Annotated in this window: 19 protein-coding genes; 16 read left to right on the top strand and 3 right to left on the bottom strand. The window is 45.4% G+C overall.

Features of this window, described 5'->3' with window-relative positions; genetic code table 11:
- Positions 1–59: 59 nt before the first annotated feature.
- Entirely contained in the window at positions 60–1,463 is a 1,404-nt protein-coding gene (mgtE, locus tag CXF58_RS10000; protein ID WP_102077401.1) for a magnesium transporter, read from the bottom strand.
- A gap of 103 nt (positions 1,464–1,566) precedes the next feature.
- Positions 1,567–3,600, bottom strand: a complete 2,034-nt coding sequence (locus CXF58_RS09995; RefSeq protein ID WP_068406542.1) for a UvrD-helicase domain-containing protein — start codon at positions 3,598–3,600, stop codon at positions 1,567–1,569.
- Positions 3,601–4,554: 954 nt separating this feature from the next.
- Between CXF58_RS09995 and ndhC the strand changes: the two genes are divergently transcribed.
- The 14 genes from ndhC (at position 4,555) to CXF58_RS09925 (ending at position 21,891) form a co-directional block, all read left to right on the top strand.
- Positions 4,555–5,166, top strand: coding sequence for an NADH-quinone oxidoreductase subunit A (gene ndhC, locus CXF58_RS09990; protein ID WP_102077400.1), 612 nt, complete (start codon positions 4,555–4,557; stop codon positions 5,164–5,166).
- Between the two features lie 124 nt (positions 5,167–5,290).
- Positions 5,291–5,959, top strand: a complete 669-nt coding sequence (locus CXF58_RS09985) for a NuoB/complex I 20 kDa subunit family protein (protein WP_102077399.1) — start codon at positions 5,291–5,293, stop codon at positions 5,957–5,959.
- Positions 5,960–6,065: 106 nt separating this feature from the next.
- Positions 6,066–7,853 (top strand): NADH-quinone oxidoreductase subunit C/D, encoded by a 1,788-nt coding sequence (nuoC, locus tag CXF58_RS09980; protein ID WP_102077398.1) that lies wholly within the window; start codon positions 6,066–6,068, stop codon positions 7,851–7,853.
- Between the two features lie 130 nt (positions 7,854–7,983).
- Positions 7,984–8,493 (top strand): NADH-quinone oxidoreductase subunit NuoE, encoded by a 510-nt coding sequence (gene nuoE / locus CXF58_RS09975; protein WP_068406529.1) that lies wholly within the window; start codon positions 7,984–7,986, stop codon positions 8,491–8,493.
- Positions 8,490–9,914, top strand: a complete 1,425-nt coding sequence (gene nuoF, locus CXF58_RS09970) for an NADH-quinone oxidoreductase subunit NuoF (protein WP_102077397.1) — start codon at positions 8,490–8,492, stop codon at positions 9,912–9,914. Before nuoE ends, nuoF begins: the two co-directional genes overlap by 4 nt.
- A 10-nt stretch (positions 9,915–9,924) precedes the next feature.
- Positions 9,925–13,011, top strand: coding sequence for an NADH-quinone oxidoreductase subunit NuoG (nuoG, locus tag CXF58_RS09965; protein WP_102077396.1), 3,087 nt, complete (start codon positions 9,925–9,927; stop codon positions 13,009–13,011).
- 49 nt (positions 13,012–13,060) lie between these two features.
- Positions 13,061–14,056 carry an NADH-quinone oxidoreductase subunit NuoH gene (gene nuoH / locus CXF58_RS09960; protein ID WP_102077419.1) on the top strand — a complete coding sequence of 332 codons (996 nt, stop codon included), beginning with the start codon at positions 13,061–13,063 and terminating at the stop codon, positions 14,054–14,056.
- A 58-nt stretch (positions 14,057–14,114) separates the two neighbouring features.
- Positions 14,115–14,663, top strand: coding sequence for an NADH-quinone oxidoreductase subunit NuoI (nuoI, locus tag CXF58_RS09955; RefSeq protein WP_068406521.1), 549 nt, complete (start codon positions 14,115–14,117; stop codon positions 14,661–14,663).
- On the top strand, positions 14,660–15,427 hold the full coding sequence (gene nuoJ, locus CXF58_RS09950; RefSeq protein ID WP_102077395.1) for an NADH-quinone oxidoreductase subunit J: 768 nt from the start codon (positions 14,660–14,662) through the stop codon (positions 15,425–15,427). The genes nuoI and nuoJ overlap by 4 nt, the downstream gene beginning before the upstream one ends.
- Before the next feature lie 98 nt (positions 15,428–15,525).
- Entirely contained in the window at positions 15,526–15,834 is a 309-nt protein-coding gene (gene nuoK / locus CXF58_RS09945) for an NADH-quinone oxidoreductase subunit NuoK (protein ID WP_102077418.1), read from the top strand.
- A 4-nt stretch (positions 15,835–15,838) separates the two neighbouring features.
- Complete coding sequence (nuoL, locus tag CXF58_RS09940) at positions 15,839–17,713, top strand: NADH-quinone oxidoreductase subunit L (protein WP_102077394.1); 1,875 nt, start codon at positions 15,839–15,841, stop codon at positions 17,711–17,713.
- 1 nt (position 17,714) lies between these two features.
- On the top strand, positions 17,715–19,343 hold the full coding sequence (gene nuoM / locus CXF58_RS09935) for an NADH-quinone oxidoreductase subunit M (RefSeq protein ID WP_102077393.1): 1,629 nt from the start codon (positions 17,715–17,717) through the stop codon (positions 19,341–19,343).
- 3 nt (positions 19,344–19,346) lie between these two features.
- Positions 19,347–20,825, top strand: a complete 1,479-nt coding sequence (locus CXF58_RS09930) for an NADH-quinone oxidoreductase subunit N (RefSeq protein ID WP_102077392.1) — start codon at positions 19,347–19,349, stop codon at positions 20,823–20,825.
- Between the two features lie 223 nt (positions 20,826–21,048).
- On the top strand, positions 21,049–21,891 hold the full coding sequence (locus tag CXF58_RS09925) for a ferredoxin--NADP reductase (RefSeq protein WP_102077391.1): 843 nt from the start codon (positions 21,049–21,051) through the stop codon (positions 21,889–21,891).
- A 330-nt stretch (positions 21,892–22,221) separates the two neighbouring features.
- Here the strand turns inward: CXF58_RS09925 and CXF58_RS09920 are convergent, their stop codons facing one another.
- Positions 22,222–23,001, bottom strand: coding sequence for a hypothetical protein (locus CXF58_RS09920; RefSeq protein ID WP_102077417.1), 780 nt, complete (start codon positions 22,999–23,001; stop codon positions 22,222–22,224).
- A 563-nt stretch (positions 23,002–23,564) separates the two neighbouring features.
- Here CXF58_RS09920 and CXF58_RS09915 point away from each other — a divergent pair.
- Positions 23,565–24,482, top strand: a complete 918-nt coding sequence (locus tag CXF58_RS09915) for an energy transducer TonB (protein ID WP_180952571.1) — start codon at positions 23,565–23,567, stop codon at positions 24,480–24,482.
- A 113-nt stretch (positions 24,483–24,595) separates the two neighbouring features.
- Positions 24,596–25,641: RNA-guided endonuclease InsQ/TnpB family protein (locus CXF58_RS09910; RefSeq protein WP_102077390.1), on the top strand; the 1,046-nt coding region annotated here is incomplete at its 3' end.

The raw sequence follows: 25,641 nt of genomic DNA, 5'->3' as shown, positions 1-25,641 counted from the left end.
TTTTTATAAATAGCTGCTGATTTTTAATTTTTAGTTTTCAGATTTTCATGGGCGGTTGACTAAAGAATCAACACGCTCGCCAAGCCCAAAAACGACATAAAGCCGACAATATCGGTCACGGTGGTTAAGATAACCGAGGCGGACAGCGCAGGGTCGATATTCATACGTTTGAGCATGAGCGGAATACTAATGCCTGAAACGTTGGCGGCGGTCATATTAATCGCGATAGCAAGCCCGATGACGGCGCTGATTTTAACATCATGAAACCACAATTGGGCAATAATCGCCATGATTATCGCCCATATGATACCGTTTATCGCGCCAACCCACAGCTCTTTATTTAATAACCATAGGCGATTCGACCCACCGATTTGACCCATTGCCATCCCGCGAATGACCACCGTCAGCGTTTGCGAGCCTGCAATCCCGCCCATACTGGCGACCACCGGCATCAATATCGCCAGTGCCACAACCTTCGCTAGCACCGCTTCAAACTGGCCAATCACCGCGGCCGCCAATAGCGCGGTACATAAATTAATGCCAAGCCAAATACTACGGCTTTTGGCACTGGTTAAAATAGGCGCAAACAGCTCTTCATCTTGACTGACACCAGCAAGATTTTTCATAGTGCTATCGACATCATCTTGGATAATTTCCATGATATCTTCGCCGTTTAACTGACCAACTAACTCGCCGTGGCTGTTAATCACTGGCGCAAAGCGGATATCTTCTGAGCGGAAAATCGACGCCGCATCTTGAATATCTAAGCGATCATTGACAGTGATGGCGCTATGAATCAAATCGGCGACTAAGGTGCTTTGCTGGTGTTTAATCAAGTCCGCCAGACTTAACAGGCCAAGTAGCTGCTGGCTTTGGTCGACGACCAGCAGCTCTTGGCTTTCATCATCAAGTAAATCAGCATTTTCTCGCAGCCAGTTTTGTACTTCTGCAAGAGTGATATCATCCCGAATCTGAATAAGGTCAGGATCCATATAACTGCCGACTTCCCAGTCTTCATAGGTATCGAGCTTATTGACCTGCACTCGGATGTCTTCATCCAAGGTTGCCATCACCGAGGTGCGCACACTTTCGGTAACGGTATCTAAAATCTCGGAGATATCTTGCGCATCCAGGTCTTGGGTAAACAGCGATATCTCTTTTGAGGAGACGTTTTCTAACAGCGGTTGGCGGGTATCAAACTCTAGCTCTGCAAGTACTTCACCTTTGATGTCTTCTGGCACCTGCGCCCAAATCAATAAGCGATTTTGGCTAGGAAAGGATTCAAGTAAGCTGGCAATCTCATATTCTGATTGCTTTTCTAGAAACTCAGTAATCGCCGCATATGCTTTTTCTGCTACCAATGCTTGCAAATATAATAACTTATATTCGCCGCTCGCTTCTGCCGGATTATAGTCAGCCTGCCTTGTCATTGGTCGTTCAGGATTCGGCGTCGAGGTGGGCATAAAATTTCCAAGTTTTTAAAAAGGTATTCATATAAAAATTGAGTTTACCACCCATTTAAAGAGCGGTAAGCATAAGTCTAAGCGGCTTTTCTAAGAGTTAGGCTTAACGATTACCCAGTAACGCCCGAATATTCGCCAAGTATTCATCAGCGACTTTTTCAGGGTCTTTGCTGGCTTTTTTCTTTTTCGCTTTGGCTGGCCAGTCGATATGATCTTCTGGTAGCTCATCTAAAAAGCGTGATTCAGAGGTGACGCGCATTTGCCCGCCTGCACGGCGCTGGGTCGCAAGCGTCAACGTCAGCTCACGGCGAGCACGAGTAATACCCACGTACATTAAACGCCTTTCTTCCTCAATGGTTTCACTGAGGATAGAGTTGCGGTGCGGTAGCATTTCTTCCTCAAGTCCCATGATATAGACAAAATCAAACTCCAAGCCTTTTGCTGCATGTAAGGTCATGAGGTTGACTTTATTGGTATTTTCTTCTTCTTGCTGCTGCTCGAGCATATCAAGGAGCACCAATTTGCGAATGATGGTATCAATCGTACGGTCTTCGTCTTCTTCAGCGCGATTAATCAATGACTGAATACTGGTATAAAGCATGTCGATATTATCGATACGATTTTTTTCTTGTTGCGGCGTTTTGGCGTCGCTACGTACAAAGTCGATATAGCCGGTTTCATCAATCATTTGACGGACGATAGGCACGGGGTCGGGGTGCTGATCGAGCTCACGGGTATAATGCTCGATAAAATCGCCAAACTCTTTTAAGGTACCATAGGCTTTTGACGGTAACACATGAGCAAGACCAGCGTGGGTGCAAGAGGCGAGTAGCGAAATGCTATGCTCTTGCGAAAATAAACCAAGCTTTTCAAGGGTAGCAGGGCCCATGCCGCGCTTAGGCGTATTAATAATACGTAAAAATGCGCTGTCGTCTTCTGGGTTTAAAATCAGACGCAGATAGCCCATGATGTCTTTGATTTCGCTACGGGCAAAGAACGACTGACCGCCTGATAATTTATATGGTACTTGCAATTGGCGTAATTGCGCCTCAAGCATGCGCGCCTGAAAGTTACTGCGATAAAGAACGGCGTATTGCTCCCACTCATTACCGAAACGCAGTTTATGGGTGACGATTTCTTTTGCCACACGCTCAGATTCGTCGTCATCGTTACGACAATTAATAATACGAATTTTTTCTCCTTGACCTTTATCTGACCACAGTTTCTTTTCAAATAAATGCTCGTTATTGGTAATAACGGCGTTGGCAGAGGTCAAAATACGCGTGGTCGAGCGGTAGTTTTGCTCAAGCATGACGATTTTTAATTTGGGGAAATCTTCTTTTAGCAGTGCCATATTTTCAGGTTTTGCACCGCGCCATGCATAGATAGATTGGTCGTCATCACCCACGACGGTAAAACGCCCTTGTGGTCCGACCAGATATTTAATCATCTCATACTGGGCGGTATTGGTATCTTGATATTCATCAACCAATAAATAACGAATACGGTTTTGCCATTTATCGCGTAGCTCAGCGTTTTCACGTAAGATTTTGGTCGGCAGTACAATCAAATCATCAAAATCAACGGCATTATAAGCGCGCAAGTTACGCTCATATAAGGCATAAAGCGTGGCAAAAATCATATCTTCTGGATCGTCTAAGGTTTCCATTGCCTTATCCGGTTCAATCAAATCGTTTTTCCAGTCAGAAATCATTTTTATTGCTTTGCCGACCAGCTCGCGGCTTTCAGCGCCGCTTAAATTGTCACGCATCATTAGCTCCATCAGCAGACGTTTACTGTCGTCGCTGTCCATGATGGAAAAGTTACCTTTAAGCGGCGTATGAATCAGCTCGTAACGCAAAAACTGCAAGCCAAATTGGTGAAATGTCGATACCGTTAAACCGCGAGTTTTTTCACTTGGCAGCAATTTACTGACCCGTGCTTTCATCTCACGCGCCGCTTTATTGGTAAAGGTCACCGCGGTGATACGCTCGGCTGGCATGTTGCATTCTTCGATGAGATAAGCGATTTTACGGGTAATCACCGAGGTTTTACCGGAGCCTGCCCCAGCCAATACCAATAAAGGTCCTGAGACATAAAGCATGGCTTCTTGTTGTTTGGGATTAAGTTGACTCATAAAATGACCTGTAAGACAAAAGCAAAAAAGAAGATAAAACGGATAACGGATAGTAGCATCGTTGACGAAAGGCGTTGTTAAGCAAAATATGATAAAAGGCTGCGATGCTTGGGCTACAACGATGATTTTAATCAAACGCTGATTTTATTAAGATGATAATAATAAGATAATAATAAAAATCATAACGTCAATAAGGATGGTATTTTTAATAAAGACGATATTTTCGGTAAAGTACACCCAATAATAAAGGGTAACAAAATGTGTGTTCAAATAACGCCAAAGCGTCAAAATGAGGTGGGCTATTATAAAGCAAAAACCCTGTCTTTGGGGGAGGAGTTGGCAGCGGGTTTTGAGTTAAAAAAGTGTTTGCTTTGCGCAGCTTACACTATATATAGCAGCGCCCACATAAAAATTCAGATTCGCACGTAATATAAGGTAACGTCTATAACATAGTTTATGGTAAAAAAAACATATTTTTTTTGTAGATAAAATGACCATTCAATGCAGTTAAAAACTAGCTTTTGATTGCCGATATGCGTATAGTACGTAAATAATTTATGCCAGTTGTCACGTCATTGTTGACCACGTGTATGAGCTATTAAATCAATTAAGTACGCCAATAAATACGATATTGATTTAATACGTTGATCTTACGTTGTTAAAAGATGCGTTGGGCGACCAGCCTTTTATCCGCGTGCATGCCGGAATATCTATAGTTGGTCATGTCTGACATCGTCGTCAATAAGCTTGATAATTGGTTATTACCAGCACAGTAGCTATCATAGTCATGGGTTTATCACAGTCCTTGAGTTGTTTAAATATATTTACTCAAAAGTGAGTCAACGACAGCTACTTTGTGTTTTCGTCTGCGTTATGCTTATCGCCATTACCACCATTATTCGTGAGTATTCGCGGTGCGCTTGACACTCGATTGGGTGAGGAGCACGTATTATCATGTCTGCTTTTAATTGGTCAGCAATTGCTTTTATTTTAGCCGCCATTGGGCTAGTTGTCTTTATGCTGGTCGTTCCGCGCTTGCTTGGCGGTCGCTCTCAGGGCACACAAAAAGAAGAGATATTTGAAGCGGGTGTTGTCGGAGCTGGCAATGCCCGCATTCGTTTGTCTGCAAAATTCTATTTGGTGGCGATTTTCTTTGTGATTTTCGATTTAGAAGCGCTTTATCTTTATGCGTATGCCGTTTCAGTGCGCGAAGCCGGCTGGTTAGGGTTTGCTGCCGCCGCCATCTTTATCACAATCTTAATCATCGGTCTGATATATGAGCTGAGTCTGGGCGCGATGAACTGGGCACCAGCGGATAAACGCCGTAAACAAGCGCGTCTATATGCGGCGCCAGCCGGTTTTAATTTGGCCGACATCACCAAGTTTGATGGCGTTGATGAGCTGATGGTTGACCCAACAGGCAAGATACCGGCGCAGTCTTCAGGGCAAATTAATGTCTCAAACAATATCGAGACCAATCGTCGCCATTTACAAAATATCGATCATATTAATACCACGGGTAATGTGACGTCAGTGGATTTTGCCACTGCTGCACAACAAGACTAGCTTTAAGTTCATTGCTTATAGCAGTCTTGTTTACACCTAAATGGTCATTTATTAATAATAGAAGTTATGGCGCTAGTGATGATAAATACTTGTCACGCAGCGCTTAAAATAAAGGTTGTATGTTATGAAATACACATTAACAAAAGCCAACCCTGATGCAGATATCTATCCTGCACAGACCAGTCAAACGGTCAATGACCCTATCGAAGAAGAAGTCAATAAAAACGTCTTTATGGGTCGTCTTGAAGACCTTGTCCATTCAACAGCAAACTGGGGGCGCAAGCACTCACTGTGGCCATTTAACTTTGGTACCTCTTGCTGTTATGTCGAATATGCCACCACCTTAACCGCGGTTCATGATTTGTCACGTTTTGGTGCCGAAGTTATCCGCGCCTCACCCCGTCAGGCAGACGTAATGATTGTCGCTGGTACTTGCTTTGTGAAAATGGCACCGGTTATTCAGCGCCTTTATGAGCAAATGCTTGAGCCAAAATGGGTCATCTCGATGGGCGCGTGTGCCAACTCGGGCGGTATGTATGACATCTATTCAGTGGTGCAAGGCGTCGATAAAATCATTCCTGTCGATGTCTATGTGCCTGGTTGCCCGCCGCGTCCAGAAGCTTTGATTCAAGGTTTGATGCTACTGCAAGAGTCGATTACTAAAGAGCGTCGTCCGCTGGGTATTCATATTAATGAGCAGGGCATTTATCAGCCGCAAATGACGCCTGAGCGTGACCGTAAGCAAGCGGACCGTATTGCGGTGAAAAACTTGCGTAGCCCAGACAGTATCTAGTTTATTAGCTCAATTGTTCATAATTCTTAGAAGTGCGCGTACGCTTATCACAGCTCGGTTATGATTGACATAGCTGGGTTATGATTAATGAAGGAAGACATCATTCATGGTCACGGTAGTTGAAAACATAGATCCTAACAACAGGGATAAGATCAAACCTGTCCCAGCAGTTATCAAAGAGCTGGAAGAAAAATATGCTGGTAAGTTTGTCGTACAGCACACGGTGGATGAGATTCCAACGGTGTGGGTGGCGCGTGCCGACTTATTAGACGTCTTATTATACCTGCGTAAATTGCCAAAACCTTACGTTATGCTCTTTGACTTATCCGCGATAGATGAGCGCTTGCGTCAGCATCGTCAAGGTTTGCCAGACAGTGATTTTACAGTGTTTTACCACTTGATGTCGCTTGAGCGTAATAGCGATGTGCGTATCAAAGTCGCCCTAAGCGAGGACGATCTCAACGTACCAAGCGCGACTAAAATTTGGCCAAATGCTAACTGGTATGAGCGTGAAGTCTGGGACATGTTCGGCATTGTCTTCAGTGGCCATCCACATTTAACGCGTATCTTATTGCCTAAATATTGGGAAGGTCATCCACTGCGTAAAGAATATCATGCGCGCGCGACGGAATTTACCCCGTATTTCTTAAATAATGCCAAGCAACAATACGAGCAAGAAAACCTGCGTTTTGTCCCTGAAGAATGGGGCATGAAACGCTCGGGTCGTGATGAAGACTTTATGTTCTTGAACATTGGTCCTAACCATCCCTCTGCTCATGGTGCATTCCGTTTAGTGCTACAGCTTGACGGTGAAGAAGTTGTCGACTGTATTCCTGATATCGGCTATCACCATCGCGGCGCCGAAAAAATGGCTGAGCGTCAAACGTGGCATTCTTATATTCCTTATACCGACCGTATTGATTACCTCGGCGGCGTCATGAACGAGCTACCGTATATCATGTCGGTTGAAAAGCTTGCTGGGATTACGGTGCCGCCGCGCGCTGAAACCATCCGTGTGATGATGAGTGAGTTTTTCCGTATTACCAATAACTTGCTGTTTGTCGGTACTTTTATTCAGGATGCTGGCGGTATGACGCCGGTATTCTATATGTTTACCGATCGCCAAAAAGCTTATGACGTCATCGAAGCGGTGACTGGCTACCGTATGCATCCTGCTTGGTTCCGTATCGGCGGTACAGCACACGACTTACCGCGTGGTTGGCAGCGTTTGGTTCGTGAGTTCCTAGATTGGATGCCAAAACGTTTAGATGAATACGTAAAAGCAGCATTGCAAAATAGTGTGTTAAAAGGTCGTACCCAAGGCGTTGCCCAGTACAATACCAAGCAAGCATTGGCGTGGGGCGTCACTGGCGCAGGTTTGCGAGCCACAGGTTTGGATTTTGATTTACGTAAAGCGCGTCCGTATATGGGCTACGAGAACTACGATTTTGAGATTCCAGTTGGTTATAACGGCGATGCTTATGATCGCTGTATGGTAAAAATCGAAGAGATGCGCCAGTCGCTACGTATCATCCGTCAATGTATGGATAATATGCCGCAAGGTCCTTATAAGGCGGATCATCCATTGGCCGTACCACCGCCGAAAGATCGTACCTTAAATGATATTGAGACTTTGATTAATCACTTTATCTCGGTTTCTTGGGGTCCTGTGATGCCAGCGGGTGAGTGCGCCACGATTGTGGAAGCAACCAAAGGTCTAAACAGTTATTACATCACCTCAGATAAAGCGACGATGAGCTATCGTACCCGTATCCGTACGCCGACATTTGCGCACCTGCAACAGATGCCATCGGTGATTAATGGCTCGTTGGTCTCTGATGCCATTATGTATTTGGCATCGATTGATATTGTCATGGCCGATTGTGACCGTTAAGTGCTAGATGTTAAATATTAAAAGTACGCCAAGTTTTATTAATATGTTATCGCCAGACTGGCACACCAAAACGCTGTTGCTGCGCCAAGCACTATATAAACAGTGGGCTGAGTGAGGAAAGAAGAAGATTATGAGAATTGTTTCCGATAAAATGCCAAAAGTAGATGTGGCAAGTATCTTAACCGCAGAAGAGATTGCGGCTATCCATGAGTTTATGCATCATTATCCCCATCCGCGGGCAGCGTCTTTAGATGCCCTAAAAATCGTGCAAAAGCGTAACGGCTGGGTCGATGATGCGCAAGTTAATGCCATCGCTAATATTTTAAATATCCCTGTGACCGACATGGATGGGGTGGCAACTTTCTTTAACCGTATTTATCGTCAGCCGGTCGGTCGCAATGTCATCCTTATTTGTGATTCAGTGGCTTGTTATTTAACGGGCTACGAAGCGCTGGCGGCTGAATTAAAAGCGCAGCTGGGCATCGACTATGGTCAAACCACTGCTGACAACCGCTTTACGCTATTGCCGATTTGCTGTTTGGGCAACTGTGACAAAGGTCCTTCTGTGTTAATCAATGAAGACACCTATGGTCCTGTGCAGCCCACTGAAGTCGCCCAATTGTTGGAGCTATACGCATGAGTTTAACCATTTCAGAGCAGATTGCTCGTCGCGGTCAAGGCAAAGCGCCTAGCCAATTAAATGACCAGCGCATTCCTGTTTATGGCGATAAAGCAACCGCTACCAGTGAAACCAAACCGCTAACATGGCGCCTTGCCCATCACGATGCGGTATTGGACTTAGCCACTTATGAGTCGCTACGCGGTTTTGAAGCCTTAAAAATGGCTTTAAACCAATCACCAGACGATACTCTAAATACCATTAAAGAAGCAGTGGTCAAAGGTCGCGGCGGTGCAGGTTTCCCAGCTGGTATCAAATGGTCGCTCATGGCGCCACCCGATGGCGGTCCACGCTACCTAGTCTGTAATGCTGATGAGATGGAACCGGGTACTTTTAAAGACCGTTTGCTCATGGAGCGTCTACCGCTACAACTTATCGAAGGTATGCTGATTTCTGCCTATGCGATTGGGGCAACGGCCGGTTATATCTTTATTCGCGGTGAATATATTTTAGCAGCAGAGCGCTTAACGGCAGCGCTCGAAGAATTGCGTGCCAATAACTTGGTTGGCGACAATATTTTAGGCTCAGATTTTAGCTTTGATTTGCACGTCCATACCGGCGCTGGTCGTTATATTTGCGGCGAAGAAACCGCTTTGATTAACTCCCTAGAAGGTCGCCGTGCCAATCCCCGTACTAAGCCCCCATTTCCACAAGTGGCGGGAGCATGGGGTCGTCCGACTGTGGTTAATAACGTTGAAACTTTACATAACGTTTCAGCGATTATTTTGCACGGCAGTAAATGGTATCAAGACTTACCAAAAGCTAAAGGCGTGGTCGAAACCCCAGGTACTAAGCTATTTGGTTGTTCAGGTTTGGTCAATGACCCAGGACTATGGGAGCTACCATTTGGTTATACAGCACGTGAGATTATCGAAGATTTTGCTGGCGGTATGCAGGAAGGTAAAAAGCTTAAAGCATGGTTGCCGGGCGGCGCATCAACCGACTTTTTAACCGCTGAGCATTTAGATACCGTTGTCGATTTTGACACCATTCAAAAAGCTGGTAGCCGTATGGGTACTGGACTGATTATGGTCGTCGATGAAGAACAAGACATGGTGCCATTACTGCGCAACCTTGAGATTTTCTTCCAGCGTGAGTCGTGCGGTTGGTGTACACCATGCCGTGATGGTCTACCGTGGGGCGTGAAAATATTGACCGCTATTAATGATGGTCAAGGTCAAATCGGTGACGTTGAGAAATTAGAAGGCTTAACCCGTGACTTGTGGATCGGTAAAACCTTCTGCGCCCATGCGCCGGGTGCGATGGAGCCACTGATGAGTGCAATTAAATATTTCCGTCCTGAGTTTGATCAAAAAATTGCGCAGGCGGTTGGCGAAGATGTCATTGAGGCTGCAGCTCATCAACAGCCAGAAGTGAAATAAGGAGAGCGGCATGGCAGTCATACATATTGATGGAACCACTGTCGAAGTAGATAGCAGCGACAACTTGCTCCAAGCCTGTTTGTCACTTGGCATTGATGTGCCGTATTTTTGTTATCACCCAGCCCTTGGCTCAGCGGGTGCTTGTCGTCAATGCGCGGTTAAGCAGTATCAAAATAAAGAAGATATGGAAGCGGGTCGCGGGCGCTTGGTGATGTCCTGTATGGTCGCCCCTAGCGATGATATGTACATCTCGGTCACCGACGATGAAGCCAAAGCCTTTCGTAAGTCGATGGTTGAGCTGTTGATGGTCAACCATCCGCACGACTGTCCAACTTGTGAAGAGGGCGGACATTGTCATTTGCAGGACATGACCTATATGTCAGGTCATAGCCGTCGTCGCTATCGCTTTACCAAGCGTACCCATCACAATCAAGAGCTTGGACCGTTTATTGCGCATGAAATGAACCGCTGTATTGCTTGTTATCGCTGCGTCCGTTTTTATAAAGACTACGCGGGCGGCGAAGATTTGGGCGTCTATGGCTCAAATGAACGCGTGTATTTTGGCCGTGATAAAGACGGTCAGTTCGAAAGCGAGTTCTCAGGTAACCTAACCGAAGTCTGCCCAACGGGTGTATTTACCGATAAAACCCACTCTGAGCGCTATAACCGTAAATGGGACATGCAATACGCGCCAAGCATTTGTCATGGCTGCTCAGCGGGCTGTAACATCTCAGCGGGCGAGCGTTATGGCGAATTGCGCCGTATTGAAAACCGTTATAACGGTGAAGTAAATCGTTACTTCTTATGTGACCGTGGTCGCTTTGGTTACGGTTATGTCAATCGCGCAGACCGCCCAACGCAGGCGCTTGAGCGTATCAATGATAAGCATGTCAAAATCAATATCGATTATGCGCTTGATGAAACCATCAAACGTATCAAAGACAAAAAAGTTATCGGTATTGGCTCACCACGTGCCAGTCTTGAGACTAACTTTGCGCTAAAAAACATGGTTGGCTTTGATAGCTTTTCAACCGGTCTAAACCATCAGCAGCAAGCACTGGTCAATAAATGTATTGAAGTATTAAGCACTGAAGGTATTTATAACCCCGGTATGGCTGATATCGAAAGCCATGACGCGGTATTGGTATTGGGTGAAGATATTACCCAAACCTCATCGCGTGTGGCGCTATCGATTCGTCAAGCGGCGAAAAACGAAGCCATCAAAATGGCAGCAGCGACCAAAACCCAATCTTGGCTGGCTGAGCCCGTCAAACGTATTGGTCAAGGCGTGCAAAGTCCGGTCTATATCATCGATGTTATCCAAACCAAGCTAGAAGATATTAGTAAAGTTAGCGTCGTTGCGACACCAGAAGATATTACTAAACTTGGTTTTAAAGTCGCCGATGCGATTGCCAATCTTGTAGATGATTTAGCCCAGATAGCAGACGCGCAACGTGCCCAACAAGATGCTGATGAAGCGTCTGATCCAATGCAAGCGCTAGCCCAGCAAATTGCTTATGACTTAATTCAAGCTGATAAGCCGTTGGTGGTCTCGGGAACTAGTTTATCATCGATTGCTTTGATAGAAGCAGCGGCGCAAATCACCCAAGCGCTGACCCAAAAGCGTGCGGCGATTAAAGCCGCTGAGCAGCAGCAGGTCGAAGCGCATAACGCTAAGGTCGAAGCTGCTGAAGCACAAGCAGCAACGGCGCAGCAAAGCGAAGACAAAGACTTATCTGCTAAACCAAATAAACCAGAGACTGGCGTTGATACCGAAGCGCAAGACGATGTCGAGCGCGAGCCTGCAACCAAGCTTGAGCTCAAAGAGGTTAATAAAAACTATCACGCGCAAGCGGGTATTTATTTGGCGGTTCCCGATGCCAATAGTATTGGCGTTTGTATGCTTGGTGGTCAATCGGTTGAAGAGTTATTAGCGACCGATTTTGATGTGGTCATCGTGGCCGAAAACCAATTAACCGATGCCATTGATGCGCATAAGTTAACCCAGCTATTGGCGGATAAAACCGTTATTGCCCTTGACCATCAATTGCTTGATTGGCATAAAGACGTCGATATCGTCTTGCCAGCCGCAAGCTTCGCAGAAGCAGATGGTACGCTTATCTCTGCTGAAGGTCGTGCACAGCGCTTCTTCCAAGTTTATGATAACGAATACTATCATCCAATGAGCAGTATCAAAGAAGGCTGGCGCTGGTTGCATGCAGTCCATAGCAGCTTAGAAGGTCGTGATGTCGATTGGACGCTGCTTGATGACGTTATCAATGCTCTAATCGCTACCCATCCTAAGCTTGCGGGTATTAAAGACGCCGCTCCTGACGCTGATTACCGCATGACTGGTCTAAAAATTGCCCGTCAGCCGCGTCGCTACTCAGGTCGTACCTCGATGCGTGCGCCCGTATCTGTGCATGAGCCGATGCAACCAAAAGATTTGGATACCGGCTTAACCTTCTCAATGGAAGGTTATAGCGGTAAGCAGACGCCAAGCTCGATGATTCCTTTTGCCAGTGCGGCCGGTTGGAACTCACCGCAAGCGTGGAATAAATACCAAGACAAAGTTGGTGGTAGCCTGAGAAATGGCGATCCGGGCGTCCGTTTATTTGATCGCTTAGAGCGTCTTGCCACGCGTCAATACGTTGCACCAGAAGCTACCTCGGCAACGACGACAGATATGCAGCAAGGACAAGCCAAACTGGTACCGGTTTATAATCTGTATGCCAGCTCGATGATGGCCTCGCGTAGCACAGTGGTTGCTGAGCAATTGCCGCTCGCTACATGGCGCGTCGGTATCGATGATGCCAAAGCATGGGGTCTTGCAGCGGGTGATTATCTAGCGATTGAGATTGATAAACAGCAAATCACCTTACCTGTTGAGTTCGTTGATTACTTAGCAGAAGGCTGTATCGGCTATCCGGTTGGGCAAGTGAGTATTATCCATCCGTCCATGCCAGCGTCAGTACGCAAAGTCGATGCGCCAGTGACGATGATGGGCAGTATGGCAACTGATAATGCTACAACAGCCAATAACAATAATCGCGCCACGCCAATAAACAGTGCGCCGACCACCACACAGGAGGTGTAATTTGCAAGTTACCCGTATTATCCCTGATGTGCCAAGCTTTTTGGCTGGTATGATGACTTTTGATACCTGGTCGATACTTTTTATGGTCGTGCAGGCGTTGGTTATCTTTTTGGTGGTCGTTATCGTGGCAGCGTTGATGATTGTTTATGAGCGCCGCATGCTAGCGCTTTGGCAAGACCGTTATGGTCCGAACCGTGTCGGTCCGTTTGGCTCATTGCAACTGGTTGCCGATATGCTCAAAATCTTCTTTAAAGAAGATTGGACGCCAAACTTTACCGATAAGTTTATGTTTACCTTGGCGCCAGCAGTTGCCATGTTTACCGCCTTGGCATCCTTTGCCATTATTCCTGTCTCGCCAACCCTCGGGGTAGCTGATTGGGATATCGGTATTTTGTTTTTCTTTGCCATGGCAGGTATTGCAGTTTATGCGGTGATGTTCGGTGGTTGGGCGTCTGCCAATAAGTTCTCACTACTCGGCGGCTTACGTTCAGCAGCACAAACCATCAGTTATGAAGTTTTCTTAGGCTTGTCATTGATGGGTGTGGTTGCGCTAACGGGCTCATTTAACCTACGTGAAATTGTTGAATCGCAAATTGACGGCTGGTATATCATTCCGCAATTTTTTGGCTTTTTAACTTTTGTGGTCGCTGGTGTTGCTGTCACCCATAGACATCCGTTTGATCAGCCAGAAGCCGAGCAAGAGCTTGCTGAAGGGTATCATGTCGAATATTCTGGCATGAAGTTTGGTATGTTTTTTATTGGCGAGTATGTCAACGTCGTACTGATTTCGGCATTGATGACCTGTTTGTTTTTTGGCGGTTGGCTTGCGCCGTTTAATTTAGATATTCCTTTTATTCCACCAGCTTTTTGGTTCATGATTAAAACGCTATTCTTTATGACCATGTTTATTTTGGCTCGAGGCTCACTCATGCGTCCGCGCTATGATCAGGTGATGAACTTTGGCTGGAAAATCTGCCTGCCGGTAACTTTGATTAATCTCTTGGTAACTGCCGCAGTGATTTTGATTTTCTCCCCAACGTTATAGTCATTACTAGTAGCCATCACTGATGAACTAGGGTAAAGCTGATAAGGATAATAATCCCATGTTTACTACGATAAAAAAGACCGTCATTGGTATGTTTACCATTGTCCGCAGTATGTGGATGGTCAATAGTCATGCAATCAGGCCGCGCGACACTATTCTTTATCCAGAAGAGCCGGTGCCAGTACCGCCACGCTTTCGTGGCCGTATTGTGCTGACGCGTGACCCTGATGGTGATGAGCGCTGCGTGGCTTGTAACTTATGTGCCGTGGCTTGTCCGGTCGCCTGTATCTCTTTGCAAAAAGCAGAGCGTGAAGATGGTCGCTGGTATCCAGAATTTTTCCGCATTAACTTTTCACGTTGTATCTTTTGTGGTTTGTGTGAAGAAGCTTGTCCGACGACGGCTATTCAGATGACACCTGATTTTGAGATGGGTGAATATGTCCGTCAAGACTTGGTTTATGAAAAAGAGCATTTGCTGATTTCAGGACCGGGTAAATATCCCGATTATAACTATTATCGCGTGACGGGTATGGCGGTAGCAGATAAACCAAAAGGCGCGGCGCAAAATGAAGCGGCACCGATTGATCTAAGGAGCTTGCTACCATGATGAATATTTTAAATAGTCCTGAATTGGCAGGGTTTTATGCGCTGGCAGCGGTGGCAATATTTGCCAGCTTGCGCGTGGTAACCCTCGCCAATCCAGTGCATGCTATTTTATCGATGATTGTGTCGTTATTGGCCATCTCAGGTATTTTCTTTGTCTTAGGTGCGCCGTTTGCTGGTGCGCTTGAAATTGTTGTTTATGCCGGTGCCATTATGGTGCTGTTCGTATTCGTTATTATGATGCTAAATCTTGGCATGAGTAATGATGAGCGTGAAGAGCGCTGGCTTGATGCGGGTACTTGGGCGGTACCGACGGGGCTTACGATTATCATCGCGGTTGTGCTGTATGCGTTGATAGGTCTTAACCATACCGATACGGCAATGATTGGTGGTACGACGATCTCAGCTAAAGCGGTCGGTACGGTATTGTTTACCAAATACGTTATGTTGGTCGAAGTGGCAGCATTGCTATTATTAGCGGCGTTGGTTGCCGCTTATCATTTGGGTAAAGAGTCTAGTGATGATGAGATTATCGGTCACGACGCTAAAGGCTATGATAAAGGACATAATAACAAAGCAAGCCAGGCCTCTAATCCAAATGTGGCTAGTATCAAACATTACGATGATAATGGCATGCCGATCGATACTGATGCGCTAAACAGAGCTGAACCATACGAATATAAAGAGGTTGATCCGCTTGACTATGTCGGTATGAATGTCGGTAAGCAGGCGGATATACAACAAGTCACGCGCAAGGAGTCAGACTGATGGTACTAGCAGCGAGCGTGGCACAGGAGGTTGTAAATGTGCCGTTTGCCCACGAGGTCGCAGGCTTTATGCAGCCTGCTACTGAGGCGCAAAATGTACTGGGTATGATACCCATGAGCCATGGATTGATTTTGGCCGGTATATTATTTGCAATCGGTCTGTGCGGTGTCATGGTACGGCGTAATCTCTTATTTATGCTAATGAGCCTTGAAATCATGATGAATGCGACGGCTTTGGCATTTGTGGTCGCCGGTAGCCGCTGGGTCGATCCAGATGGACAGATTATGTTTATCTTTATTTTGACACTAGCAGCAGCAGAGGCGGCCATTGGTTTGGCAATATTATTGCGGTTTTACCATCAGCGTGGGCATCTCGATGTCGATAGCGCCAATGAGATGAAAGGATGATGTCATGAGTTTATTACCATTAACCTTTATATTCCCGCTCGTTGGCTTTTTGATTTTAGCCTTTATGCGCGACAAATTAAGCGAGCAGGTGGCAGCGATTGTTGGTGTCGGTAGCATGCTGCTATCAGCGCTATGCACGCTGGTAGTTAGCTACACCTTTTTGACCAGTAATCCTGCCGGTACAGTCATCGAGATTCCGCTATGGACGTGGTTTCAAGTTGGCGATTTTGCACCAAGTTTTGGCTTAAGCTTTGATGGCTTGGCATTGACGATGACGGGTGTGATTACCGGTATCGGCTTTTTGATTCATCTGTTTGCCGCCTGGTATATGAAAGGTGAAACAGGCTTTGCGCGCTTTTTTAGCTATATGAACTTATTCGTCGCCAGCATGTTGTTGCTGGTATTGGCCGATAACTTGTTCTTACTTTATCTTGGCTGGGAAGGCGTCGGTATTTGCTCGTACCTTTTGATTGGTTTTTATTATCAAGACCGCGCCAATGGTCGGGCAGCGATGAAAGCCTTTACCGTCACTCGTGTTGGTGATGTGTTTTTGGCCTTTGGTTTGTTTTTATTATTCCGCGAATTTGGCACCCTGCATATTCAAGAGATTATCACCCGCGCGCCAGAAATCTTTGATATCAATAATCCAACGATGATTTTGACCACTATTATGCTCGTTGGTGGGGCGATGGGTAAATCAGCGCAGCTGCCACTACATACGTGGCTTGCTGATGCAATGGCAGGTCCAACGCCTGTATCGGCTTTGATTCACGCTGCGACCATGGTGACCGCCGGTGTTTATCTGATTGCGCGTCTACATCCGTTATTTCTCCTTACCCCGGGCGTACTCTTGTACTGGGTTGGGGCAGTGGGCGCCTTGACGCTAGTCGTTGCTGGATTTTGTGCGCTGGCACAAACCGATATTAAACGTATCCTTGCTTATTCGACCATGAGCCAAATCGGCTATATGTTCTTGGCACTCGGCGTTGGGGCATGGCAAGGAGCTATTTTCCACTTGATGACGCATGCTTTCTTTAAAGCCTTGCTATTTTTATCATCAGGTGCGGTCATACTTGCGGTACATCATGAACAAAACATCTTTAAGATGGGCGGTTTACGCAAAAAGATACCGCTAGTATTTTGGTGCTATATCGTCGGTGGCGGTGCGCTTGCAGCAATCCCTTGGGTCACCGTTGGTTTCTATTCTAAAGAAGCAATTCTATGGGAGAGCTATGCAACCGGTCACCAAGTTCTATTTTATATGGGTGTATTCGGTGCCTTCTTAACTGCGCTTTATACCTTCCGTATGATTTGGATTATCTTCTTTGGTAAAGAGAAAACCCCTGCGCATAAACTATCTGGTGTGTCATATTGGCTGCCATTGACGGTGCTACTGGTATTATCAACTGCCGTTGGTGCGTGGATTACGCCGCCATTACAAGGCGTCTTGCCAGAAAGCGTTGGGCATTTATTAGAAGTAGCTGGTCAAGCGCATGAAAAACATACGGCGGAATATATCGCCATGGGCGCTATGCTTGCAGGCTTAATTCTCGCAGCACTGTTATATGTCGCCGATAAAGGTCGCATGCTAACCCGCTTTAAGCACACCTCTATAGGCGCAGCGTTATATCATTGGTGCTATCACGGTATGGGCTTTGATGCGCTATACGATATAGTTTTTGTAAAACCCTTTTTGTTCATCGGCCGCTTATTTAAAGCCGACCCTATCGATAAAACGTGGCTTATTTTACCGAAACTGGCATCCGCTGGTAATAAGGTATTGTCTGCGACGCAAACAGGGTCACTTCGAGGTTACGCTGCAAGCTTTGGCTTGGGTGTGGCTGTGCTGTTGGTGCTGGTAATGATGACGGTGGTATAAGATGATAGAGTTACAACAAACGTGGATGCTACCAGCATTAATCGCAATTCCTTTTATTGCAGGGTTGCTCTGTTGGTTGGTCGAACGCTTTAATAAACGTCTGCCGCGCTGGATTGCTCTAATCGGTATGACGTTGACCTTTGCCTTGTCACTGGTATTGTGGCAATACGGTGATTATAGCGGCATGAGTAAGCAGGTGATTGCGCCTCAGGCAAACGTGCCATGGGTCGCAGAATTCATGGTGCCATGGATACCAAGCTTTGGTATCAGCTTTCATTTAGCGCTAGATGGTTTATCGCTGCTGATGGTTGGTTTAACAGGCCTGCTCGGTATTGCGGCGGTTGCCTGTTCGTGGAATGAGATTCAACGCCGCGTTGGTTTCTTCCATCTTAACCTTTTATGGAGCTTGGGCGGCGTTATTGGCGTTTTCTTAGCCATTGACCTGTTCTTATTCTTCTTCTTTTGGGAGATGATGCTGGTTCCTATCTACTTCTTGATCGCTATTTGGGGTCATGATGTGGTTGGCGGCAAGACCAAAGAATACGCAGCAACTAAATTCTTTATTTATACCCAAGCCTCGGGTCTTATCATGCTGGTCGGTATTTTGATATTGGTCATTATCAGCTATGCGCAAAAAGGCGTGGTCAGCTTTAATTATAATGACTTACTCGGCACCTCACTTGGTGGCTGGGAATATCCGATCATGCTGTGCTTCTTTATTGGTTTTGCCGTTAAGTTACCGATTTTCCCTTTTCATGGCTGGCTACCTGACGCCCATGCGCAGGCGCCAACCGCAGGTTCGGTGGATCTGGCAGGGGTTTTGATTAAAACTGCTGCTTATGGTTTGATTCGTTTTGTCATACCGTTATTCCCAGCAGCGTCACAAGATTTTGCGCCGATTGCCATAACCTTGGGTACCATAGGTATCTTTTATGGGGCATGGCTGGCCTTTATGCAAACTGATATGAAGCGTTTACTGGCTTATACCAGTATCTCGCATATGGGTTTTGTGGTCTTGGCCATTTACGCGGGTACCCTAATCAGCTTGCAAGGTTTGATGATTCAAATGCTGGCGCACGGTTTAAGCTCGGCGGCACTGTTTATTATGGCAGGGCAGTTATACGAGCGCTTGCATACGCGCGATTTGACCTTGATGGGCGGTATGTGGGGTCAGTTCCGTTATTATGCGCCGATTCTGATGTTCTTTTGTGCCGCTTTACTTGGTATTCCGGGTACAGGTAACTTCATCGGCGAATTCTTGATTTTATTTGGCGCCTTTGCTGATTATCCAGTGTTTGTGGTATTTGCGACATTTAGCTTGGTATTGGCAGGTTTATACTCGCTTATCTTGATTCACCGTGCCATGTTCGGTAGCAATAATATTAAAGAAGTGGCTTTACGAGAAACCGAAACCCATGGTTTGCCTTCCCGTCCATTAAAAGACTTGGGTAAGCGCGAGCTGTCGTTATTACTGATGCTCGCAGCAGGTTTGGTCTGGCTCGGTCTGTATCCACAGCCGTTCCTTGATACTTCAAGTCACGCCATGCAGTGGATTAATAACGCATATATGTACAGTCAAGTGACACAAGTAGATGCATCGCAGCTGCTTGATGCAATGGAGGCACGTTAAGTCATGAATGAATTTACGATGAATGATTTGATGGGGCTGATGCCTTATGCGCCAATCATTGCGGTAGTGTTGACTGTATTGGTGGTGATGATTGCCATTACTATTAAGCGCTCACATATGGTGATCGGTACCATTTCGGTGGTTGGTTTAAACATAGGTCTGTTTGCCTTGCTTGGGCAAATGGCTGGCATTATTGATAGCGGTACGCTTGTGCCAACAGCTGAGCAGTTGTTTGTGATTGATAACTTTGCCCAGTTTAATATGGTGGTTATCTTAATCTGTGCTTTGGCCTGTTTTACGCTGTCTTATGCCTATCTAGCCGATTTAGATGATCATAAAGAAGAGCTGTATTTGCTCATGCTGCTATCGACTGTCGGTGCGCTCCTCATGGTCAGCGCCCAGCATTTAGCCTCATTCTTTATGAGCCTTGAGATGCTATCGATTCCGTTATACGGCATGCTGGCTTATACCTATATGCGTAAGCGCTCGCTTGAGTCGGGGCTAAAGTATTTGGTGCTCTCAGCCACGGCATCAGCAACGCTGCTGATGGGGATGGCGTTTATTTATGCAGAAGTGGGTTCGCTTGCTTTTAAGCCTATCAGTATGACGTTGGTCGATCTCTTTGAGTCGCCACTATTAATCGTCGGTACGGCGATGATGATGTTTGGTATTGCTTTTAAACTGTCGGCTGCGCCATTTCACATATGGACGCCAGATGTGTACGAAGGCGCACCAGCACCTGTCGCTACTTATTTGGCATCGGTCACCAAAGTGGCGATGATGGCGCTTGCCGTCCGCTTCTTAATTGATACGTCGCTATTGGCGCTGCCATCAGTACAGATGCTATTAATGGTCATGGCAACCTTATCGATACTAGTGGGTAACTTATTAGCGGTACGTCAGACCAGCCTTAAGCGCCTGCTTGGTTATTCGTCGATCGCTCATATGGGTTATGTGCTTATCGTGATTGTCAGCATTGGCTCAGCCGCTGATAGTATCTCAAGCATGTATATGGCAATTTATGCCTTTACCTCTATCGGTGCCTTTGGTGTTGTTACTTTGATGTCGAGCCCGTATCGCTTGGCGGGTGAAGCAGATGAATTGACCCATTATCAAGGGCTGTTCTGGCGTCGTCCGGTATTGACCGCGGTTATGACCATTATGATGTTGTCATTGGCAGGTATTCCATTAACCGCAGGCTTTATCACTAAGCTATTTGCGATTCTTGCCGCCGTTCAAGGTACCAACTGGTTCTTGGCTGGCATGATTATCTTGGGTAGTGCCATTGGTCTGTTTTATTACTTGCGCGTCATGCTCACGCTATTTAAACGTCCGAAACAATTTATTGAATTTGACGTCTCAAAGCAGTGGGGTTTGCGTACGGGCGGTATCATGGTCATCGCCGTCACCGCTATCATTCTCTTCTTTGGTATATTGCCGAATAGTATGATTGAATGGGCAAGTTTGGCTCGTATTTGGTAGGCATAAAATATGAGCATATGAGCAGGGGTTTTCGATATTGATAACCGCTGCTTATTGATAATGACGGTTAGAAAACCAAGATGCGCTAGCTTTATGATAAGCTTGGCGCATCTTTTGTTTTAGAGCCTTTAAAAAGTCAAAAACATAGCCATCTATAACCATAAGCGATTATCAATAACCATAAGCAATCATAAATCATAAAAAACGAGGGTGAATCATTATTATGAGTGACAATATTCAAAAAGTAACGGTGCTCAGTAAAACCACGTGGACGCCCAATCTCTTTAGCTTTACCGTCAGTCGTCCTGTTAGTTTTAAATTTACCGCAGGGCAATTTGTGCGTTTGGGCGTTAATCCCAGTCAATTAAACTACTATAAGCAATTGAGTAAAGTAGCTGATGCTGAAGAAGACGAAGACCTGAACGAAACATTGGATGAGGATATCTTCCGCGCGTATTCTATTGTATCGTCACCCTTTGATGAGGTATTAGAATTCTTCTCTATTGTTATCCCTGATGGCGCCTTTACCTCGCAGCTACAACACCTAGAAGTCGGCGATGAGCTATTATTAAACACCATGCCTTTTGGCTTTTTAACTTTAGCGCGTTATCAAAAACCGCTGCCAAAAGACTTATGGTTACTGGCAACTGGAACAGGTTTAGCGCCTTTTTTATCGATGCTGCAGGACTTAAAAACCTGGGAAGACTACGAGCATATCGTCTTGGCTTATAGCGCACGCTCGACAGAAGAGCTTGCTTATATTAAGAAGATTGAAAGCTTACAAGAAGATTTTGGCTCGTTGGTGGACAATCCAGCCAATCTTATCTTTATTCCTATCGTTACTCGCGAGCCTGTCGAGGGCGCATTAACTGAGCGCTTGCCAAAACTCTTATTAGATGGCACGTTGCAAGCGCGCGCTGGCATTGATTTGGACGTTGATAGCACGCACGTGATGCTATGCGGCAACCCAGAAATGGTCGAAGATACCAAGGAAACGTTAAAGAGCTTAGGCTTGGTGATGAATCGCCGCGGCGAGGGCAATATCGCGGTAGAAAACTATTGGTAGTGATATGATTGCAAATTAGTATAGACAGTATTCAACCCCAGTTCGGGATAAGCCAGTGCTTAAGTTGTTGATACTATTTGTATAATTATTATCTGACCTTATAAAGTCATGCTTTTGACAGTAGTTTATAGAGAAGCCTGTCTTCAAAGACTTAGCTGGTCTTCAAGAGTAATAGAAAATATCAATACTATCAGCAGCTTAATGAATCACTTATCCCGAACTGGGGTTATTCACTAAAAAGCACTGCCCCTTAAAAACCCTGTCTTTAAGGGGCAGTGCTTTTTTATCGGCAGCGTCTAGGGAACTTTTAAGGTATTCATAAAAATAGGCTTATAAAGAAGGTTCTAAACTTGGCTCCGTGGCGTCAGCAATCGGATTGATAGGCCCTTGTATCAATTCAGGCTCATCCTTATCGCTAATGATATCTTCATTGGCATTGCTGGCCAGCAAATCACGATAATTGATTTGGGTTTTAAGCACCAATTGTTCTTCTTCAAGCTCACCATAATTGACTTGCACTTTATATAAGGTGCTCATTATTTTTTTGTTCTTTTTTAGCCAGCGATTGATATCAAGGTAGATAATCTCTTCTTTGGCGCGGGCGATATTGATATAAGACAAGATGAAACCTAACGGGTCTTTTTTAAGCACGCTATGATAAAACCAAATAAACAGTTTAAGCCCTTGGCGTTTGATAAAAGATTCGCAGCGTAGATTAAGGACATCGGTATAAGTCAGCTGTCCAAAAACAAAACGCTGGACGTTGCGATCCAGCTGCACATGAACCAAGCTAAAATTACTTGCTACTTCTGCATAAATCCCGCCAACATCAATAGTACAATATAAACGGAACCAGTCGTCATGTATCTCAACGCGCAGCTCTAAAATGGCTTTGACGTTATCGGTGACAAATTTTTGCAGCGCATCGTTGACGTAAATTTGGGCAACCGGCAAGGACAGCTCTTCCTCAAATTTATCCGTGGTTCTGTCATAGATAGTTTTGACGGCTTGGCTAAGACGCTCCCAGCCATCGCTAAAGGACTCGTCAAAACGGTCAGCGATACTGTCAAATAACTCTTCAAAACTGTCTGAATTATCCATATTGTCCATATGCTCAAAGTTACTCAAACTTATTATCCTTATAATTATTCATTATTTAATGGCAGGCGCAAAAAGGGTATATAAAACAGTATATATCAAAATGACAGTAGGCAAAATGGACGTCTACGTTTTGTATCATTGGGCAGTTTGGCTGTCTACTATCAAATGTAGAAAACTTTCAAATGTATAAAACCTTTGTGAGGTTTTCTCTAAAAACGCGGTTTTTAAAGTTGGCAGTGAATAAATTGATAAACAAGCCTGCATATAAGTGATTGATTGAGTAGCGACAGTATAAGCTTGTGCTAGCGACGCAATTCTATCTCATGGTATGATAGCGCCGGCATTGGTCGACGAGTGCTTAGTTTATCTAAGAGCTTTTATGACGCCTTGTATCGACCGCCCTTATATAGCCAATTCAATATAAAAGTGGTTGGTTTAAAATAGGGCTCTGCTAGAATAAATTTTCCTCGCTTGCTGTGCGCTTCGCACTCCAGAGGCTTCGCAAAATTTATTCCAGCAGTCCTATAACATTTCTAAATGGAATCTACTATATTCATCAGCTGAGACCCACTGTGACTTCGATTAAAGACTCGCAAAGCTATCATTTTTCAGCGCAAGCGCCCAAGCGCGATATCAGTTTGCCGATGGCGGCGGTGATAGCCGTCAGTGTTCATGTGCTGATTATTTTTGGCATTAGTTTTTCGCTGGGGCAAGACCCTGCTGGCATGATGCAGGACGTTGCAAAAGCTTTGACCGAGAATATGCAGCCAAATGAAGATGCGCAGTTTATTGCCAATGCGTCGCAACAAGGCGGCGGCACGGTGCAAGAGCAAATACGCCAAGAAACAGACCAGAGTAGTCCGGTGGCAGCCGAGCAAATGAGCGAGACGCAAGATGTGATTGACCTGCAGCGTCAAGTTCGGCAGCAGCGCTATCAAGAAAGCTATCTACGTACCACGCTTAGCTGGCGTCAAGCGAGTGTCGAGTCTGATAATGACAGCAAGCAAGAACAAGATGACATGAAGGCGCAAGAAGAGCGTCTGCGTAAGCAAATCGCGACTTTAGAGGCGCAACTGTCACAGCGGCAACAGCTGTATGCGACCAAATCAAAAGTCGTGACCGTCGATAGTAACTCGACCACCCGCGGCGCCGCTGCCGATTATATCAACACTTTTCGTGAGCACGTTGAGCGCGTCGGGAATCTGCAATATCCTGCGCAAGCACGCGCACAAGGTATCACCGGCGAGGTACGTTTGATGGTGATTATCAGCAATGATGGGAATATTAAGGCGATTCGTTTACTTGAGAGCTCAAACTCGACGATACTAGATGAGGCGGCCAAGCAGTCGGTCAGACAAGCGGCGCCCTTTGGTAAATTTACCGAAGATATGAATGATATTGTTGAGCTGCGTCTGATACGTACCTATCGTTACAGTGATAGAGTAGACGTCACCTATCTAAAAGCGAAAGAGGACTCCACCCGACATTAGGGTGGAGGTGAATTTCGCCTAGTGTTTATTATATTTTTATACAAATTAGCTACTGTATGAAATCTAAATAATCTTTAGAATTTATATTCTATCAAACAAAATTAGTTGCGGTAATGAAAATCAACAAAGCGTATAAATTTAGGCTTGAGCCTAATGCAGAGCAACAGATTATTCTAAATAATCTTGTCGGCTCTGCACGCTTTGTTTGGAATCAAATGCTAGCGATCTCATTTGAGATGTTTGCCAAAAATGAATTTATTAATGCCACCAACTTGGTTAATAAAATCATGGATCTAAAGAACAATCCTGATTTTGACTTCTTAAGAACCCATGCCAATGCCGTGTCCTTACAACAAAAAGTACGTGATCTCGCCTCTGCTTGGTCACGTTTTTTTGATCCTAAAGTTCATGCCAGGCTCAAAGAAAATAAAAAGAAACCTCGTAAACCCAAGTTCTTTAAGCTAAGCGATGGCACAGAGATTCAACTACGACAACTGATGCCAAGATTTAAACGTAAATCCGATGGCTGCGACTCAATCAGGCTTGTTCAGTTTGATAAGTATTGCCGTATTGAAGGCAACCGCATCAAACTACCTAGCGGTATTGGCTTTGTGAAGTTTAGAAAATCGCAAGACATCATCGGCACCATTAAAAACATCACTATTAGCAAGAAATTAGGGCACTGGTACGTGTCTTTTGGGTGTGAGCGAGCACTGGATCAAAACCCAATTCACCCCTCTACAAGCGCCATAGGTATTGATTTAGGTGTCACTAAACTGATTACTACCTCAGACGGTCAGCACATCAAACCCAAAAACAGCTTTAAAGCCAATCAAATTAAACTGGCCGCATTACAGCGCCAATTAAGTAGAAAAGTCTTATTCAGTCAAAACTGGAAAAAGCAGAACCGTAAGATTCAAAAATTACACCATCATATTGCCAACATCCGCCATGACTACTTGCATAAAATCACCACCACAATCAGCAAAAACCACGCCATGATTGCTTGTGAGGACTTAAAAGTAGCCAATATGTCGAAATCTGCTAGTGGCTCTGCTACTCAGCATGGGCGCAACGTCAAAGCCAAGTCAGGATTGAATAAATCCATTTTGGATCAAGGCTGGGGCATGATGATTGATATGCTTGAGTACAAGCAGCA

Source organism: Psychrobacter sp. Sarcosine-02u-2 (genome assembly GCF_002836335.1).
GTDB lineage: Bacteria > Pseudomonadota > Gammaproteobacteria > Pseudomonadales > Moraxellaceae > Psychrobacter > Psychrobacter faecalis.
Note: the sequence above shows the minus strand (reverse complement) of the source record. Positions and strands in the feature narration are given on the sequence as shown.

What these genes read in the sequence shown, in the direction of transcription:
- nuoC (WP_102077398.1), top strand. Translation starts at nt 6,066, where the DNA reads ATGGTCACGGTAGTTGAAAACATAGATCCTAACAACAGGGATAAGATC.
- CXF58_RS09930 (WP_102077392.1), top strand. Translation starts at nt 19,347, where the DNA reads ATGAATGAATTTACGATGAATGATTTGATGGGGCTGATGCCTTATGCG.
- nuoJ (WP_102077395.1), top strand. Translation starts at nt 14,660, where the DNA reads ATGATGAATATTTTAAATAGTCCTGAATTGGCAGGGTTTTATGCGCTG.
- ndhC (WP_102077400.1), top strand. Translation starts at nt 4,555, where the DNA reads ATGTCTGCTTTTAATTGGTCAGCAATTGCTTTTATTTTAGCCGCCATT.
- nuoG (WP_102077396.1), top strand. Translation starts at nt 9,925, where the DNA reads ATGGCAGTCATACATATTGATGGAACCACTGTCGAAGTAGATAGCAGC.
- nuoL (WP_102077394.1), top strand. Translation starts at nt 15,839, where the DNA reads ATGAGTTTATTACCATTAACCTTTATATTCCCGCTCGTTGGCTTTTTG.
- CXF58_RS09985 (WP_102077399.1), top strand. Translation starts at nt 5,291, where the DNA reads ATGAAATACACATTAACAAAAGCCAACCCTGATGCAGATATCTATCCT.
- CXF58_RS09995 (WP_068406542.1), bottom strand. Translation starts at nt 3,600, where the DNA reads ATGAGTCAACTTAATCCCAAACAACAAGAAGCCATGCTTTATGTCTCA.
- nuoI (WP_068406521.1), top strand. Translation starts at nt 14,115, where the DNA reads ATGTTTACTACGATAAAAAAGACCGTCATTGGTATGTTTACCATTGTC.
- nuoM (WP_102077393.1), top strand. Translation starts at nt 17,715, where the DNA reads ATGATAGAGTTACAACAAACGTGGATGCTACCAGCATTAATCGCAATT.
- nuoE (WP_068406529.1), top strand. Translation starts at nt 7,984, where the DNA reads ATGAGAATTGTTTCCGATAAAATGCCAAAAGTAGATGTGGCAAGTATC.
- nuoF (WP_102077397.1), top strand. Translation starts at nt 8,490, where the DNA reads ATGAGTTTAACCATTTCAGAGCAGATTGCTCGTCGCGGTCAAGGCAAA.
- CXF58_RS09925 (WP_102077391.1), top strand. Translation starts at nt 21,049, where the DNA reads ATGAGTGACAATATTCAAAAAGTAACGGTGCTCAGTAAAACCACGTGG.
- CXF58_RS09920 (WP_102077417.1), bottom strand. Translation starts at nt 23,001, where the DNA reads ATGGACAATATGGATAATTCAGACAGTTTTGAAGAGTTATTTGACAGT.
- mgtE (WP_102077401.1), bottom strand. Translation starts at nt 1,463, where the DNA reads ATGCCCACCTCGACGCCGAATCCTGAACGACCAATGACAAGGCAGGCT.
- nuoH (WP_102077419.1), top strand. Translation starts at nt 13,061, where the DNA reads ATGATGACTTTTGATACCTGGTCGATACTTTTTATGGTCGTGCAGGCG.